The sequence below is a fragment of the Pseudomonas soli genome (assembly GCF_021283165.2).
GTDB lineage: Bacteria > Pseudomonadota > Gammaproteobacteria > Pseudomonadales > Pseudomonadaceae > Aquipseudomonas > Aquipseudomonas soli.
Map to the genome: position 1 here is coordinate 521,333 of NZ_CP128543.1, position 14,006 is coordinate 535,338.

The 14,006-nt window shown below is 57.5% G+C and carries 26 protein-coding genes; all 26 read left to right on the forward strand.

All coding sequences use genetic code 11. The features are described 5' to 3' along the window. Positions 1-8 precede the first annotated feature (8 nt). The 26 genes from rplB to bfr all read left to right on the forward strand — a co-directional run bounded on the left by rplB (position 9) and on the right by bfr (position 13,985). On the forward strand, positions 9-833 hold the full coding sequence (gene rplB / locus LU688_RS02260) for a 50S ribosomal protein L2 (protein ID WP_003255483.1): 825 nt from the start codon (positions 9-11) through the stop codon (positions 831-833). A 16-nt stretch (positions 834-849) separates the two neighbouring features. Then, on the forward strand, positions 850-1,125 hold the full coding sequence (gene rpsS / locus LU688_RS02265; RefSeq protein ID WP_003255482.1) for a 30S ribosomal protein S19: 276 nt from the start codon (positions 850-852) through the stop codon (positions 1,123-1,125). Positions 1,126-1,136: 11 nt separating this feature from the next. Next, positions 1,137-1,469, forward strand: coding sequence for a 50S ribosomal protein L22 (gene rplV, locus LU688_RS02270; RefSeq protein WP_003103908.1), 333 nt, complete (start codon positions 1,137-1,139; stop codon positions 1,467-1,469). Between the two features lie 13 nt (positions 1,470-1,482). Next, the gene (gene rpsC / locus LU688_RS02275; RefSeq protein WP_011531889.1) at positions 1,483-2,169 is read left to right on the forward strand and encodes a 30S ribosomal protein S3; all 687 of its coding nucleotides are present in this window, start codon (positions 1,483-1,485) and stop codon (positions 2,167-2,169) included. A 12-nt stretch (positions 2,170-2,181) separates the two neighbouring features. After that, the gene (rplP, locus tag LU688_RS02280) at positions 2,182-2,595 is read left to right on the forward strand and encodes a 50S ribosomal protein L16 (protein WP_009397508.1); all 414 of its coding nucleotides are present in this window, start codon (positions 2,182-2,184) and stop codon (positions 2,593-2,595) included. Continuing rightward, on the forward strand, positions 2,595-2,786 hold the full coding sequence (gene rpmC, locus LU688_RS02285) for a 50S ribosomal protein L29 (protein WP_002555481.1): 192 nt from the start codon (positions 2,595-2,597) through the stop codon (positions 2,784-2,786). Before rplP ends, rpmC begins: the two co-directional genes overlap by 1 nt. Before the next feature lie 2 nt (positions 2,787-2,788). Then, on the forward strand, positions 2,789-3,055 hold the full coding sequence (gene rpsQ / locus LU688_RS02290) for a 30S ribosomal protein S17 (protein ID WP_003255478.1): 267 nt from the start codon (positions 2,789-2,791) through the stop codon (positions 3,053-3,055). A gap of 23 nt (positions 3,056-3,078) precedes the next feature. After that, positions 3,079-3,447 carry a 50S ribosomal protein L14 gene (gene rplN, locus LU688_RS02295; protein WP_008089810.1) on the forward strand — a complete coding sequence of 123 codons (369 nt, stop codon included), beginning with the start codon at positions 3,079-3,081 and terminating at the stop codon, positions 3,445-3,447. 11 nt (positions 3,448-3,458) lie between these two features. Beyond that, positions 3,459-3,773: a 50S ribosomal protein L24 gene (rplX, locus tag LU688_RS02300; RefSeq protein ID WP_023629180.1), complete on the forward strand. Its 315-nt coding sequence runs from the start codon at positions 3,459-3,461 to the stop codon at positions 3,771-3,773. Positions 3,774-3,793: 20 nt separating this feature from the next. Further along, positions 3,794-4,333 carry a 50S ribosomal protein L5 gene (gene rplE, locus LU688_RS02305; protein WP_003255474.1) on the forward strand — a complete coding sequence of 180 codons (540 nt, stop codon included), beginning with the start codon at positions 3,794-3,796 and terminating at the stop codon, positions 4,331-4,333. A 13-nt stretch (positions 4,334-4,346) separates the two neighbouring features. Then, positions 4,347-4,652, forward strand: a complete 306-nt coding sequence (gene rpsN / locus LU688_RS02310) for a 30S ribosomal protein S14 (protein ID WP_023629181.1) — start codon at positions 4,347-4,349, stop codon at positions 4,650-4,652. 210 nt (positions 4,653-4,862) lie between these two features. Then, positions 4,863-5,255 (forward strand): 30S ribosomal protein S8, encoded by a 393-nt coding sequence (rpsH, locus tag LU688_RS02315; protein WP_023629182.1) that lies wholly within the window; start codon positions 4,863-4,865, stop codon positions 5,253-5,255. A 12-nt stretch (positions 5,256-5,267) separates the two neighbouring features. After that, entirely contained in the window at positions 5,268-5,801 is a 534-nt protein-coding gene (gene rplF / locus LU688_RS02320; RefSeq protein WP_038707244.1) for a 50S ribosomal protein L6, read from the forward strand. A gap of 10 nt (positions 5,802-5,811) precedes the next feature. Beyond that, the gene (gene rplR / locus LU688_RS02325; protein ID WP_023629183.1) at positions 5,812-6,162 is read left to right on the forward strand and encodes a 50S ribosomal protein L18; all 351 of its coding nucleotides are present in this window, start codon (positions 5,812-5,814) and stop codon (positions 6,160-6,162) included. Between the two features lie 3 nt (positions 6,163-6,165). After that, on the forward strand, positions 6,166-6,666 hold the full coding sequence (gene rpsE / locus LU688_RS02330; RefSeq protein WP_023629184.1) for a 30S ribosomal protein S5: 501 nt from the start codon (positions 6,166-6,168) through the stop codon (positions 6,664-6,666). 2 nt (positions 6,667-6,668) lie between these two features. Continuing rightward, the gene (gene rpmD / locus LU688_RS02335; RefSeq protein ID WP_011531895.1) at positions 6,669-6,845 is read left to right on the forward strand and encodes a 50S ribosomal protein L30; all 177 of its coding nucleotides are present in this window, start codon (positions 6,669-6,671) and stop codon (positions 6,843-6,845) included. A gap of 3 nt (positions 6,846-6,848) precedes the next feature. Then, positions 6,849-7,283, forward strand: coding sequence for a 50S ribosomal protein L15 (rplO, locus tag LU688_RS02340; protein WP_011531896.1), 435 nt, complete (start codon positions 6,849-6,851; stop codon positions 7,281-7,283). Next, the gene (gene secY / locus LU688_RS02345; protein ID WP_003257108.1) at positions 7,284-8,615 is read left to right on the forward strand and encodes a preprotein translocase subunit SecY; all 1,332 of its coding nucleotides are present in this window, start codon (positions 7,284-7,286) and stop codon (positions 8,613-8,615) included. A 30-nt stretch (positions 8,616-8,645) separates the two neighbouring features. Continuing rightward, positions 8,646-8,762 (forward strand): 50S ribosomal protein L36, encoded by a 117-nt coding sequence (rpmJ, locus tag LU688_RS02350; protein ID WP_002555468.1) that lies wholly within the window; start codon positions 8,646-8,648, stop codon positions 8,760-8,762. Positions 8,763-8,893: 131 nt separating this feature from the next. Further along, positions 8,894-9,250 carry a 30S ribosomal protein S13 gene (rpsM, locus tag LU688_RS02355; RefSeq protein ID WP_003255457.1) on the forward strand — a complete coding sequence of 119 codons (357 nt, stop codon included), beginning with the start codon at positions 8,894-8,896 and terminating at the stop codon, positions 9,248-9,250. A gap of 18 nt (positions 9,251-9,268) precedes the next feature. Further along, positions 9,269-9,658 (forward strand): 30S ribosomal protein S11, encoded by a 390-nt coding sequence (rpsK, locus tag LU688_RS02360; RefSeq protein WP_012270237.1) that lies wholly within the window; start codon positions 9,269-9,271, stop codon positions 9,656-9,658. A gap of 15 nt (positions 9,659-9,673) precedes the next feature. Beyond that, a complete protein-coding gene (gene rpsD, locus LU688_RS02365; RefSeq protein ID WP_023629185.1) occupies positions 9,674-10,294 on the forward strand; it encodes a 30S ribosomal protein S4 in 621 nt (206 codons plus the stop codon). Between the two features lie 22 nt (positions 10,295-10,316). After that, on the forward strand, positions 10,317-11,318 hold the full coding sequence (locus LU688_RS02370; RefSeq protein ID WP_003255452.1) for a DNA-directed RNA polymerase subunit alpha: 1,002 nt from the start codon (positions 10,317-10,319) through the stop codon (positions 11,316-11,318). A gap of 42 nt (positions 11,319-11,360) precedes the next feature. Then, positions 11,361-11,747, forward strand: coding sequence for a 50S ribosomal protein L17 (gene rplQ, locus LU688_RS02375; RefSeq protein ID WP_003255451.1), 387 nt, complete (start codon positions 11,361-11,363; stop codon positions 11,745-11,747). Between the two features lie 170 nt (positions 11,748-11,917). Beyond that, on the forward strand, positions 11,918-13,357 hold the full coding sequence (locus LU688_RS02380) for a catalase (protein WP_160291306.1): 1,440 nt from the start codon (positions 11,918-11,920) through the stop codon (positions 13,355-13,357). A 163-nt stretch (positions 13,358-13,520) separates the two neighbouring features. Further along, the gene (gene bfr / locus LU688_RS02385; protein WP_028690240.1) at positions 13,521-13,985 is read left to right on the forward strand and encodes a bacterioferritin; all 465 of its coding nucleotides are present in this window, start codon (positions 13,521-13,523) and stop codon (positions 13,983-13,985) included. The last annotated feature ends 21 nt before the right edge of the window (positions 13,986-14,006 follow it).

Genomic DNA, 14,006 nt, shown 5'->3' on the forward strand with positions numbered 1-14,006 from the left:
GGTGCATCATGGCAATCGTTAAATGCAAACCGACTTCCCCTGGCCGCCGTTTCGTGGTCAAGGTGGTCAACAAGGAGCTGCACAAAGGCGCTCCTCACGCACCGCTGATCGAGAAGAAATCGAAGTCTGGTGGTCGTAACAACAATGGCCGCATCACCACGCGTCACGTGGGTGGTGGTCATAAGCAGCACTACCGTCTGGTCGACTTCCGTCGCAACGACAAAGATGGCATCCCAGCCACTGTCGAGCGTATCGAATACGATCCAAACCGTACTGCTCACATCGCCCTGCTGTGCTACGCAGACGGTGAGCGTCGCTACATCATCGCCCCTAAAGGCGTGAGCGCTGGCGACCAGCTGATCGCAGGTGCCCTGGCCCCAATCAAGGCCGGTAACTCCCTGCAACTGCGCAACATTCCAGTAGGTAGCACCATTCACGGCATCGAACTGAAGCCGGGTAAAGGTGCTCAGATCGCTCGTTCCGCTGGTGCTTCGGCTCAGCTGATCGCTCGTGAAGGTGTCTACGTGACCCTGCGTCTGCGCTCTGGTGAAATGCGTAAAGTCCTGGCTGAGTGCCGTGCGACCCTGGGCGAAGTCTCGAACTCCGAGCACAGCCTGCGTTCGCTGGGTAAAGCTGGTGCCAAACGCTGGCGCGGCGTTCGCCCAACCGTTCGTGGTGTTGCCATGAACCCGGTTGACCACCCGCATGGTGGTGGTGAAGGTCGTACCTCCGGTGGTCGTCATCCGGTATCGCCATGGGGCTTCCCAACCAAGGGTGCTAAAACCCGTGGTAATAAGCGTACCGACAACATGATCGTCCGTCGTCGCAAGTAACTAGAGGGATACGACAGTGCCACGTTCTCTGAAAAAAGGTCCTTTTATCGATCTTCACCTGTTGAAGAAGGTCGAAGTGGCGGTGGAGAAGAACGATCGCAAGCCAGTTAAAACCTGGTCGCGCCGTTCGATGATCCTGCCACAAATGGTCGGTCTGACCATCGCGGTACACAACGGTCGCCAACACGTCCCAGTTCTCGTGAACGAAGACATGGTCGGCCACAAACTGGGCGAGTTCGCCGGTACCCGCACCTACCGCGGGCACGTGGCTGACAAGAAAGCCAAGCGTTAAGGGGTAAGGAAATGGAAGTAGCCGCTAAGTTGTCGGGCGCTCGCATCTCCGCCCAGAAAGCCCGCTTGGTCGCCGACCAGATCCGCGGGAAGAAGGTGGGCGAAGCGCTCAACCTGTTGGCCTTCAGCAGCAAAAAAGCCGCTGAAATCATGAAGAAAGTCCTCGAGTCGGCCGTTGCCAACGCCGAACACAACGAAGGCGCAGACGTTGATGACCTGAAGGTCTCCACCGTCTTCGTCAACGAAGGGCGTTCGCTGAAGCGCATCATGCCACGTGCCAAAGGCCGTGCTGATCGCATCGTCAAGCGGTCTTGCCATATCACTGTCAAGGTTGCGGACAAGTAACGGAGTCGATCAGATGGGTCAGAAAGTACATCCCACTGGCATTCGCCTGGGAATCGTCAAGGAGCACACCTCCGTCTGGTACGCAGACGGCGCGACTTACGCAGATTACCTGCTGAAGGATCTGCAAACTCGCGAGTACCTCCAAGACAAACTAAAAAGCGCGTCCGTTAGCCGTATCGATATCCATCGCCCGGCTCAAACTGCACGCATCACCATCCACACCGCCCGTCCCGGTATCGTTATCGGCAAGAAAGGTGAAGATGTTGAGAAGCTGCGTCAGGACCTGACCAAGCAGATGGGTGTGCCTGTGCACATCAACATCGAAGAGATCCGCAAGCCGGAACTCGACGCCATGCTGGTTGCTCAGAGCGTAGCCCAGCAGCTGGAGCGCCGCGTAATGTTCCGTCGCGCCATGAAGCGCGCCGTGCAGAACGCCATGCGTATTGGTGCCAAGGGCATCAAGATCCAGGTGAGCGGTCGTCTCGGCGGTGCCGAGATCGCACGTACCGAGTGGTATCGCGAAGGTCGTGTGCCCCTGCACACCCTGCGTGCCGATATCGACTACAACACCTACGAAGCTCACACCACTTACGGTGTGATCGGTGTGAAGGTTTGGATCTTCAAAGGCGAAGTTATTGGTGGTCGCCAGGAAGAGCTGAAGCCGCAAGCACCAGCGCCTCGTAAAAAAGCTGCTAAGTAAGGGGTACGCCAAATGTTGCAACCAAAGCGTACAAAATTCCGCAAGCAGATGACCGGCCACAACCGTGGTCTGGCACTGCGCGGTAGCAAGGTCAGCTTCGGCGAGTTCGCTCTGAAAGCTGTCGCCCGCGGTCGTCTCACCGCTCGCCAGATCGAGTCGGCACGTCGTGCCCTGACCCGTCACGTTAAGCGTGGCGGCAAGATCTGGATCCGTGTGTTCCCGGACAAGCCGGTTACCAAGAAGCCTCTCGAAGTGCGGATGGGTAAAGGTAAGGGTTCCGTGGAATACTGGGTTGCCCAGATTCAGCCAGGCAAAGTCCTGTACGAGATCGAGGGTGTTTCTGAAGAGCTGGCGCGCGAAGCTTTCGCCCTGGCTGCTGCAAAGCTGCCACTCGCCACCTCCTTTGTTAAGCGGACGGTGATGTGATGAAAGCGAATGAACTTCGTGAAAAATCCGCACAGCAACTGAATGAGCAACTGCTCGGCTTGCTGCGCGACCAGTTCAATCTGCGCATGCAGAAAGCAACTGGCCAGTTGGGGCAGTCGCACCTGCTCTCGCAAGTTAAGCGTGACATCGCTCGCGTGAAAACTGTGCTCAACCAGCAGGCAGGTAAGTGATCATGGCTGAAGCTGAAAAAACCGTCCGTACGCTGACTGGCCGTGTCGTCAGCGACAAAATGGACAAGACCATCACCGTTCTGATCGAGCGTCGCGTAAAGCACCCGATCTACGGTAAATACGTTAAGCGTTCGACTAAGCTGCACGCGCACGACGAAGCCAACCAGTGCAAGATCGGCGACAAGGTTTCCATCCGTGAAACCCGTCCGCTGGCCAAGACCAAGTCCTGGGCACTGGTTGAAGTCCTCGAACGCGCTGTTGAAGTCTAAGGGCTAGGGGTCGGAGAAATTTTATGATTCAGACTCAATCCATGCTCGATGTGGCCGATAACAGCGGCGCTCGTCGCGTCATGTGCATCAAGGTGCTCGGCGGTTCCCACCGTCGTTACGCCGGTATCGGTGACATCATCAAAGTTACCGTCAAGGAAGCAATTCCTCGCGGTAAGGTCAAAAAAGGCCAGGTGATGACCGCTGTTGTCGTCCGTACCCGTCACGGTGTACGTCGCGCTGACGGTTCCATCATTCGTTTCGACGGCAACGCTGCTGTTCTGCTGAACACCAAGCAAGAGCCGATCGGTACTCGCATCTTCGGGCCAGTGACCCGTGAACTTCGTACCGAGAAGTTCATGAAGATCGTTTCGCTCGCCCCTGAAGTGCTCTAAGGAGATCCGACATGCAAAAGATTCGTCGTGACGACGAGATCATCGTGATCGCCGGCAAAGACAAGGGTAAGCGCGGTAAGGTGCTGAAGGTTCTGGCTGATGACCGTCTGGTCATCGGTGGTGTGAACCTGGTCAAGCGTCATACCAAGCCTAACCCGATGGCGGGCGTTCAGGGCGGTATCGTCGAAAAAGAAGCGCCACTGCACGCTTCCAACGTTGCCATCTTCAACAGCGAAACCAACAAGGCTGACCGCGTTGGCTTCAAAGTAGAAGAAGGCAAGAAAATTCGTGTCTTCAAGTCGACCCAAAAAGCGGTTGATGCTTGAACACTGCTAGGTAGAAGACCATGGCACGACTGAAAGAGATTTACCGGAACGAAATCGCTCCCAAGCTTAAGGAAGAACTTAAGCTGTCGAACGTGATGGAAGTTCCGCGCGTTACCAAAATCACCCTGAACATGGGTCTGGGCGAAGCGATCGGCGACAAGAAAGTCATCGAGCACGCTGTTGCCGACCTGGAAAAGATCACCGGTCAAAAGCCGGTCGTGACTTTCGCTCGTAAATCCATCGCGGGCTTCAAAGTCCGTGAAGGCTGGCCGATCGGCGTCAAGGTGACCCTGCGTAGCGACAAGATGTACGAATTCCTGGACCGCCTGCTGGCGATCTCCCTGCCTCGGGTTCGCGACTTCCGCGGCCTGAATGCCAAGTCCTTCGATGGTCGTGGCAACTACAGCATGGGCGTGAAAGAGCAGATCATCTTCCCGGAAATCGACTACGACAAGATCGATGCTCTGCGCGGTTTGGACATCACCCTGACCACCACTGCTCGTTCGGACGACGAAGGCCGCGCTCTGCTGCGTGCTTTCAAGTTCCCGTTCCGCAACTGATTGGAGTAGGAAAATGGCCAAGAAGAGCATGAAAAACCGCGAGCTGAAGCGTCAGCTCACGGTAGCCAAGTACGCCAAAAAGCGTGCCGAGCTGAAAGCGACCATCGTCAACCTGAACGCCTCTCCAGAAGAGCGTTTCGCTGCCGTTGTCGCCCTGCAGAAGCAACCACGTGACGCCAGCGCTTCGCGCATGCGTAACCGTTGCCGCATCACCGGTCGTCCGCACGGCGTGTACCGCAAGTTCGGCCTCGGCCGTAACAAGCTGCGCGAAGCCGCCATGCGTGGTGACGTGCCAGGTCTGGTCAAGGCCAGCTGGTAATCCCGGTTGGCGTGACCACCGGTGGAAGGGGAGTGATCTTCCGACCGCCGGTGACCTCGCATTGAAACAAGCCCCTATATGGGGCTTGTTTCGTTTCTGCCTTGTGTCTAGAATGACCGGCTCACCTGAGCCCGGGTTTTTTGCCCTGCCTGCTCGGGTGGTTGTGATAGCCGCAAGGCTAATAATTCTTGTATCAGGAGCATCTAGCCCATGAGTATGCAGGACCCGTTAGCGGACATGCTAACTCGCATCCGTAATGCCCAGATGGCTGAAAAGTCTGTCGTAAGCATGCCTTCTTCTACCCTGAAGGTCGCGGTTGCCAAAGTACTGAAAGACGAAGGTTACATCGCCGGCTACGAAGTCAACGGCGAAGCCAAGCCTTCCCTGTCGATCGAACTCAAGTACTTCGAAGGCCGTCCGGTCATCGAGGAACTGAAGCGTACCAGCCGTCCTGGCCTGCGCCAGTACAAGGCCGTCTCTGAGCTGCCGAAAGTACGTGGCGGCCTGGGCGTGTCTATCGTCTCCACCAACAAAGGTGTGATGACTGACCGCGCTGCGCGCGCTGCCGGTGTCGGCGGCGAAGTTCTGTGCACAGTGTTCTAAGGGGAGATAGGCATGTCTCGCGTCGCTAAGAACCCCGTTAAGCTGCCAGCAGGCGTCGAAGTCAAATTCGCCGGTCAGCAGCTTTCGGTAAAGGGTGCCAAGGGCACTCTCGAACTGAACGTTCACTCGTCTGTTGAAGTTACCGAAGAAGCTGGTGAGCTGCGTTTCGTCGCTCGCAACGGTGACCAGCAAGCTCGCGCCATGGCCGGTACCACCCGCGCCCTGGTGAACAACATGGTCCACGGCGTAAGCCAAGGCTTCGAGCGCAAGCTCCAGCTGGTCGGTGTTGGTTACAAAGCTCAGGCCAAAGGCACCGTCCTGAACCTGGCTCTGGGCTTCTCGCACCCAGTGGATTACGAACTGCCAGCCGGTATCACCGCTGAAACCCCAAGCCAGACCGACATCCTGATCAAGGGTATCGACAAGCAGCTGGTGGGTCAGGTGGCCGCTGAAGTCCGCGGTTTCCGTCCGCCAGAGCCTTACAAGGGCAAGGGTGTGCGTTACGCGGACGAAGTAGTCCGTCGTAAAGAAGCCAAGAAGAAGTAGGGCCTAGCAAATGACCGACAAAAAAGTTATTCGACTGCGTCGCGCTCGCAAAGCACGCCTGAAAATGCACGAGCTCGAAGCCGTGCGTCTGTGCGTGTTCCGCTCCTCGCAGCACATCTATGCCCAGGTCATTTCGGCCGACGGCAGCAAGGTTCTGGCAAGCGCCTCGACCTTGGACAAAGAACTGCGTGATGGCGCCACTGGCAACATCGACGCGGCCACTAAGGTTGGCAAGCTGGTAGCTGAGCGCGCGAAAGCCGCCGGTGTATCTCAAGTTGCCTTTGACCGTTCCGGCTTCAAGTACCATGGCCGCGTCAAGGCGCTGGCTGATGCTGCTCGTGAAGGCGGGCTGGAGTTCTAAGTTATGGCAAATAACGATCAAAAGCGCGACGAAGGCTACATCGAGAAGCTGGTTCAAGTTAACCGCGTAGCCAAAACCGTTAAAGGCGGCCGTATCTTCACCTTCACCGCGCTGACCGTGGTAGGTGATGGCAAGGGTCGTGTTGGCTTTGGCCGTGGCAAATCGCGCGAAGTACCTGCCGCGATCCAGAAAGCCATGGAAGCTGCTCGTCGCAACATGATTCAGGTTGACCTGAAGGGCACCACCCTGCAGTACGCCACCAAGGCCGCCCACGGCGCCTCGAAGGTCTACATGCAGCCTGCCTCGGAAGGTACCGGTATCATCGCCGGTGGCGCAATGCGTGCCGTCCTGGAAGTTGCTGGCGTTCAGAACGTCCTGGCCAAGTGCTACGGTTCGACCAACCCGGTGAACGTGGTTCACGCCACCTTCAAGGGTCTGAAAGCCATGCAATCCCCTGAGTCCATTGCTGCCAAGCGCGGCAAGACTGTTGAGGAGATCATCTGATCATGGCAACCGTAAAAGTTACGCTGATCAAGAGCGTCTCGGGCCGTATCCCTAACCACAAACTGTGCGTGAAGGGTCTGGGTCTGCGTCGTATCGGTCACACTGTAGAAGTCCAGGATACTCCCGAGAACCGCGGGATGATCAACAAGGCTTACTACATGCTGAAGGTCGAGGGTTAATCGATGAAACTCAATGATCTGAGTCCAGCGCCGGGTTCCCGTCGCGAGAAGCACCGTCCGGGCCGTGGTATCGGTAGCGGTCTGGGTAAGACCGGTGGCCGTGGTCACAAAGGTCAGACCTCCCGTTCTGGTGGTTCCATCGCTCCAGGCTTCGAAGGCGGTCAACAGCCGCTGCACCGTCGCCTGCCGAAGTTCGGCTTCGTTTCCCTGAAAGCCATGGACCGCGCTGAAGTGCGTCTGTCCGAGCTGGCCAAGGTGGAAGGCGATCTGATCACCGTTCAGTCCCTGAAGGACGCAAACGTGATCGGCCAGCACGTACAGCGTGTGAAAATCATGCTGTCGGGCGAAGTCACTCGCGCAGTCACCCTCAAGGGTATCGCCGTCACCAAAGGTGCACGTGCGGCTATCGAAGCAGCTGGCGGCAAGTTCGAGGAATAAATGGCTAAGCAAGGTGCTCTCTCTTCGCTCGGTAAGGGCGGGATGTCGGAACTCTGGGCTCGTCTGCGTTTTCTGTTCATGGCGATCATCGTCTATCGGATTGGCGCGCACATCCCGGTACCAGGCATTAACCCGGACCGTCTCGCGGATCTGTTCCGGCAGAATGAGGGGACCATTCTTAGCTTGTTCAACATGTTTTCCGGCGGCGCGCTGGAGCGCATGAGCATCTTTGCACTGGGGATCATGCCGTACATCTCGGCATCGATCATCATGCAGCTCATGACCGCTGTCAGCCCGCAGCTGGAGCAGTTGAAGAAGGAAGGTGAAGCTGGCCGTCGCAAGATCAGCCAGTACACCCGCTACGGCACCGTTATCCTGGCGCTGGTCCAAGCCATTGGCATGTCCATTGGCCTGGCCAACCAGGGCGTGGCGTTTTCTGTTGGCCTCGGCTTCCATGTCGTCGCCGTCTCCACCTTCGTGGCGGGCGCGATGTTCATGATGTGGCTGGGCGAGCAGATCACCGAGCGCGGTGTGGGCAACGGTATCTCGATGTTGATCTTCGCAGGTATCGTTGCCGGTCTTCCGAGAGCAATCGGGCAGTCTTTCGAGTCTGCACGCACAGGCGATATCAACATCTTCGCCCTGGTCGCAATCGGTTTGCTGGCAGTAGCGATTATCGGCTTCGTGGTGTTCATCGAGCGTGGTCAGCGTCGTATCGCCGTTCACTACGCCAAGCGTCAGCAGGGCCGCAAGGTCTTCGCTGCGCAGACCAGCCACCTGCCGCTGAAAGTGAACATGGCGGGGGTAATCCCGGCCATTTTCGCGAGCAGCATCTTGCTGTTCCCGGCTTCGCTGGGTGCCTGGTTCGGTCAGTCTGAAGGTATGGGCTGGCTGCAGGACATCTCGCAGTCGATCGCTCCTGGTCAGCCGTTGAACATTCTGCTGTTTAGTGCAGGGATCATTTTCTTCTGCTTCTTCTACACAGCGTTGATGTTCAACCCGAAAGACGTAGCGGAAAACCTGAAGAAGTCCGGTGCCTTTATTCCGGGCATCCGTCCTGGTGAGCAGTCGGCGCGCTACATTGATGGCGTTCTGACCCGTTTGACCATGTTCGGTGCTCTTTACATGATGGCCGTGTGCCTTCTGCCCCAGTTCCTGGTGGTAGCAGCAAACGTGCCGTTCTACCTTGGCGGGACCTCGTTGCTGATTGTGGTAGTGGTTGTGATGGACTTCATGTCCCAAGTACAATCGCACCTCGTTTCGCACCAGTACGAATCCCTGATGAAGAAAGCCAACCTGAAAGGCTACGGCGGCAGCGGTCTGCTGCGCTGATTTAGCCCCTTAAGGTTCGAGGAGTCGGTAATGAAAGTTCGTGCATCGGTGAAAAAGCTGTGCCGCAACTGCAAGATCATTCGTCGCGAAGGTGTCGTGCGCGTGATCTGCAGCGCGGAACCGCGTCACAAGCAGCGCCAAGGCTGAGTGTGATCCGCGCTTCAAACCCAGCAGCTAGTGTGCTGCTGGGTTGATTATTCGTTTCTACAGCGATATTATCTCGCGCCCTATTTCTTGGCTTCCGGGGCGTAGGTAGCTGTCAATTGGAGTCCCACTGAATGGCCCGTATTGCAGGCGTCAACATTCCAGATAACAAGCATACTGTTATCTCGCTGACCTACATCTATGGTGTCGGTCGCACAACTGCACAGAAAATCTGTGCAGATGCTGGTGTAAACCCAGCCGCTAAGATCAAGGATCTGAGCGACGAGCAAATCGAAACCCTGCGTGGCGAAGTCGCGAAGTTCACCACCGAAGGTGACCTGCGCCGTGACATCAACATGAAGATCAAGCGCTTGATGGACCTGGGTTGCTACCGCGGCCTGCGTCATCGTAAAGGTCTGCCGGTTCGCGGTCAGCGCACCAAGACCAACGCACGCACCCGTAAGGGCCCGCGTAAGCCGATCCGCAAGTAATCGCCCAGGAATATAGACATGGCAAAACCTGCTGCTCGTCCTCGTAAAAAAATCAAAAAGACAGTGGTTGATGGCATCGCCCACATCCATGCGTCTTTCAACAACACCATCGTGACCATCACCGACCGTCAGGGCAACGCGCTGTCCTGGGCTACTTCCGGTGGTTCGGGTTTCCGTGGTTCGCGCAAATCCACCCCGTTCGCAGCACAGATCGCTGCTGAGCGTGCTGGTCAAGCTGCGCTGGAATACGGTCTGAAGAACCTCGACGTGAACGTCAAGGGTCCAGGTCCAGGTCGTGAGTCCGCCGTTCGTGCACTGAACAGCTGCGGCTACAAGATCGCCAGCATCACCGACGTGACGCCAATCCCGCATAACGGGTGCCGTCCGCCGAAGAAGCGTCGCGTGTAATCAGGAGACAGATAAATGGCACGTTACATTGGTCCAAAATGCAAACTGTCTCGCCGTGAAGGCACTGACCTGTTCCTGAAGAGCGGCGTTCGCGCTCTGGAATCGAAGTGCAACATCGAAGCAGCCCCAGGTATCCACGGCCAGCGCCGTGGCCGTCAGTCCGACTACGGTACCCAGCTGCGCGAGAAACAAAAAGTTCGTCGTATCTACGGTGTTCTGGAGCGTCAGTTCCGCGGTTACTACCAAGCTGCTGCCTCGAAAAAAGGCGCAACTGGTGAGAACCTGCTGCAACTGCTCGAGTGCCGTCTGGATAACGTCGTTTACCGTATGGGCTTCGGCTCGACTCGTTCCGAGTCCCGTCAGCTGGTTTCGCACAAAGCTATCAGCGTCAACGGTAAAACCGTAAACATTCCATCCTACCAAGTTCGTCCGGGTGACGTGGTCTCGGTTCGCGAGAAGTCGCTGAACCAGCTGCGCATTGTTCAAGCCCTTGAACTGTGCGCCCAGCGTGGCCGCGTTGAGTGGGTTGATGTGGATGCTGCTAAAAAGTCGGGCGTTTTCAAGAACGTTCCTGCTCGCAGCGACCTGTCCGCCGACATCAACGAAAACCTGATTGTCGAGCTCTACTCCAAGTAAGGGCTAGAAAATAGGTGCATCCATGCAGATTTCGGTAAATGAGTTTCTGACACCCCGTCACATCGACGTGCAGGTTGTCAGTCCAACCCGCGCCAAGATCACGCTCGAGCCTCTCGAGCGTGGCTTCGGCCATACCCTGGGCAACGCGCTGCGCCGCATCCTGTTGTCCTCCATGCCTGGCTGTGCAGTAGTCGAGGCCGAGATCGATGGCGTACTCCACGAGTACTCCGCGATCGAAGGTGTACAGGAAGACGTCATTGAAATCCTGTTGAACCTGAAAGGCCTGGCTATCAAACTGCACGGTCGTGACGAAGTTACGCTGACCTTGTCGAAAAAGGGTTCGGGGGTGGTTACCGCTGCCGATATTCAGCTGGATCACGATGTCGAGATCGTCAACCCCGATCACGTAATCGCGAACCTGGCGTCCAACGGCGCCCTGAACATGAAGCTCACTGTAGCTCGTGGTCGCGGTTACGAGCCGGCCGACTCCCGTCAGACCGACGAAGACGAAAGCCGCAGCATTGGCCGTCTCCAGCTGGACGCTTCGTTCAGCCCGGTGCGTCGTATCGCCTACGTGGTCGAGAACGCCCGTGTTGAGCAGCGTACCAACCTGGACAAGCTGGTCATCGATCTGGAAACCAACGGTACCCTGGATCCTGAAGAGGCCATCCGTCGTGCCGCGACCATCCTGCAACAGCAGCTGGCCGCGTTCGTCGACCTCAAAGGTGACAGCGAGCCGGTTGTGGTCGAGCAGGAAGACGAGATCGATCCGATCCTGCTGCGCCCGGTTGACGACCTGGAACTGACCGTACGTTCGGCCAACTGCCTCAAGGCGGAGAACATCTACTACATCGGCGACCTGATTCAGCGTACCGAAGTAGAGCTGTTGAAGACTCCTAACCTGGGCAAGAAGTCCCTGACTGAAATCAAGGACGTCCTGGCCTCCCGTGGTCTGTCTCTCGGCATGCGCCTCGACAACTGGCCGCCTGCAAGCCTTAAGAAAGACGACAAGGCGACTGCCTGATCGTCGTAATCACCGAACGTTGTGTTTGGTAAGGAATGAATCATGCGTCATCGTAAAAGTGGACGTCACCTGAGCCGTACCAGCTCTCACCGCAAAGCTATGTTCCAGAACATGGCTGTGTCGCTGATCGAGCACGAGCTGATCAAAACCACCCTGCCGAAAGCCAAGGAACTGCGCCGCGTTGCCGAGCCGCTGATCACCCTGGCCAAGGAAGACAGCGTTGCCAACCGTCGTCTGGCCTTCGACCGTACCCGTTCGAAGTCCGCCGTTGGCAAACTGTTCAACGACCTGGGCAAGCGCTACGCCACCCGTCAGGGCGGCTACCTGCGTATCCTGAAGTGCGGTTTCCGCGCTGGCGACAACGCGCCTATGGCGTACGTCGAGCTGGTTGATCGTCCGGTCGGTGGTGCTGTAGAAGCTGCCGAGTAAGACGTTCTGTCTGCTACAAGAAACCGGGCCTAGGCCCGGTTTTTTGTTGTCTGGTGAATTGTTATTTTCTATTGATGTAAGTCATCTAATGAATTTGTTCTTGTAACTTCGCTCGACAATACTCTCCTCAAGCCGATTAGCCGGCAATTCAAGACCGATCAGGAGAGCCCATGAGCAAGATTCTCACTACCGCCAGCGGTGCACCCGTAGCCGACAACCAGAACTCCCGTTCCGCAGGCCCCCGTGGCCCGCTGCTGCTCGACGATTTCCACCTGCTCGAGAAGCTTGCCCACTTCAACCGCGAGAACATCCCGGAGCGTCGCGTTCACGCCAAAGGCTCCGGCGCCTACGGTACCTTCACCGTCACTCGTGATATCACCGAGCTCACCAGTGCCAGGCTGTTCGAGGCTATCGGCAAGCAGACCGAGACGTTCCTGCGATTCTCCACCGTGGGTGGTGAGCGCGGCTCCGCGGACACCGAGCGAGACCCACGTGGTTTCGCGGTGAAGTTCTACACCGAGGAAGGTAACTGGGACATCGTCGGCAACAATACCCCGGTGTTTTTCATTCGTGATCCGCTGAAGTTCCCCGACTTCATCCACACCCAGAAGCGCCACCCACAGACCAACCTGAAGAACGCGCAAATGATGTGGGACTTCTGGTCGCATTCGCCCGAGGCACTGCACCAGGTCACCATCCTGTTCTCCGATCGCGGCATTCCCGATGGCTACCGCCACATGCACGGCTTCGGCAGCCACACCTACAGCCTGATCAACGCCCAGGGCGAGCGGAGCTGGGTCAAATGGCACTTCAAGACCCAGCAAGGCATCAAGAACCTGGCGCCGGCCGATGCCGCACGCCTGGCCGGGAGCGACCCGGACTACGCCCAGCGTGACCTGTTCGAGGCCATCGAGCGCGGCGATTTCCCGCGTTGGACCGTGTGCATCCAGGTGATGAGCGAGGCCGAGGCGGCCAGCCGCGACGAAAACCCGTTCGATGTGACCAAGACCTGGTCGCAGAAGGACTACCCGTTGATCGAAGTCGGTGTGCTGGAGCTCAACCGCAACCCGCTCAACTACTTCGCCGAGGTCGAGCAGGCGGCGTTCGGGCCCAGCAACATGATCCCCGGGGTTGGCCTGTCGCCAGACCGCATGCTGCAGGGCCGTGTGTTCGCCTATGCCGATGCGCATCGCTACCGCGTAGGCACCAACCACCAGCAACTGCCGGTCAATGCGCCGCGCTGCCCGGTGAACAGCTATCAGCGCGACGGCTCCATGGCCATCGGCGCATACGGCGGCGCTCCCAACTACGAGCCCAACAGCCATGCGAGCGCGCCGAAGCAATCTCCGCGGCATGCCGAGCCCGCTCTGGCGCTGAACGGCTCGGCGGATCGTTACGATCACCGTGAGGACAACGATTACTACAGCCATGCCGGGGCACTGTTCCGCCTGATGAGCGATGAACAAAAGGCGCTGTTGATCAACAACATCGCCGGGACCATGGCCGGTGTCAGCGACGATGTCATCCAGCGTCAGCTGCAGTACTTCTTCAAGGCTGATCCGGCCTATGGAGAAGGGATCGCGAAGGCGTTGGGTGTGAATCTCGCCTAAGTCGAAGTGATAAGAAGAACCGCCCTCATTTGGGCGGTTTTTCAATGAATATCACTACTGTTTAGCCGATTTTTTGCTTCTAATTGCGCGTTTTTCAGTGACCGCGAGCAAAACCTGGTTCACACTAGGCCCTATTGATGTATTCACACGGAGAAGCAGGGCGATGCAAGGTCACCCGGACGTAATCAACTATCTCGTCACGTTGCTGAAGGGCGAACTGGCAGCACGCGATCAGTATTTCATCCACTCGCGCATGTACGAAGACTGGGGCTTGACCAAGCTCTACGAGCGTATCAACCACGAGATGGAAGAAGAGACGCAGCACGCCGATGCCCTGATGCGCCGTATCCTCATGCTCGAAGGTACTCCGGACATGCGCGCCGACGACCTGGAAGTGGGCAGCACCGTGCCGGAAATGATCGAGGCCGACCTCAAGCTCGAGTACAAGGTACGTGCCGCGCTGTGCAAGGGCATCGAGCTGTGCGAACTGCACAAGGACTACATCAGCCGCGACATCCTGCGCGCGCAGCTGGCCGACACCGAAGAAGATCATACCTACTGGCTGGAGAAGCAGCAGGGTCTGATCAAGGCCATCGGCCTGGAGAACTATCTGCAGTCGCAGATGTAAGTTATCCACAGCCCTACGAAA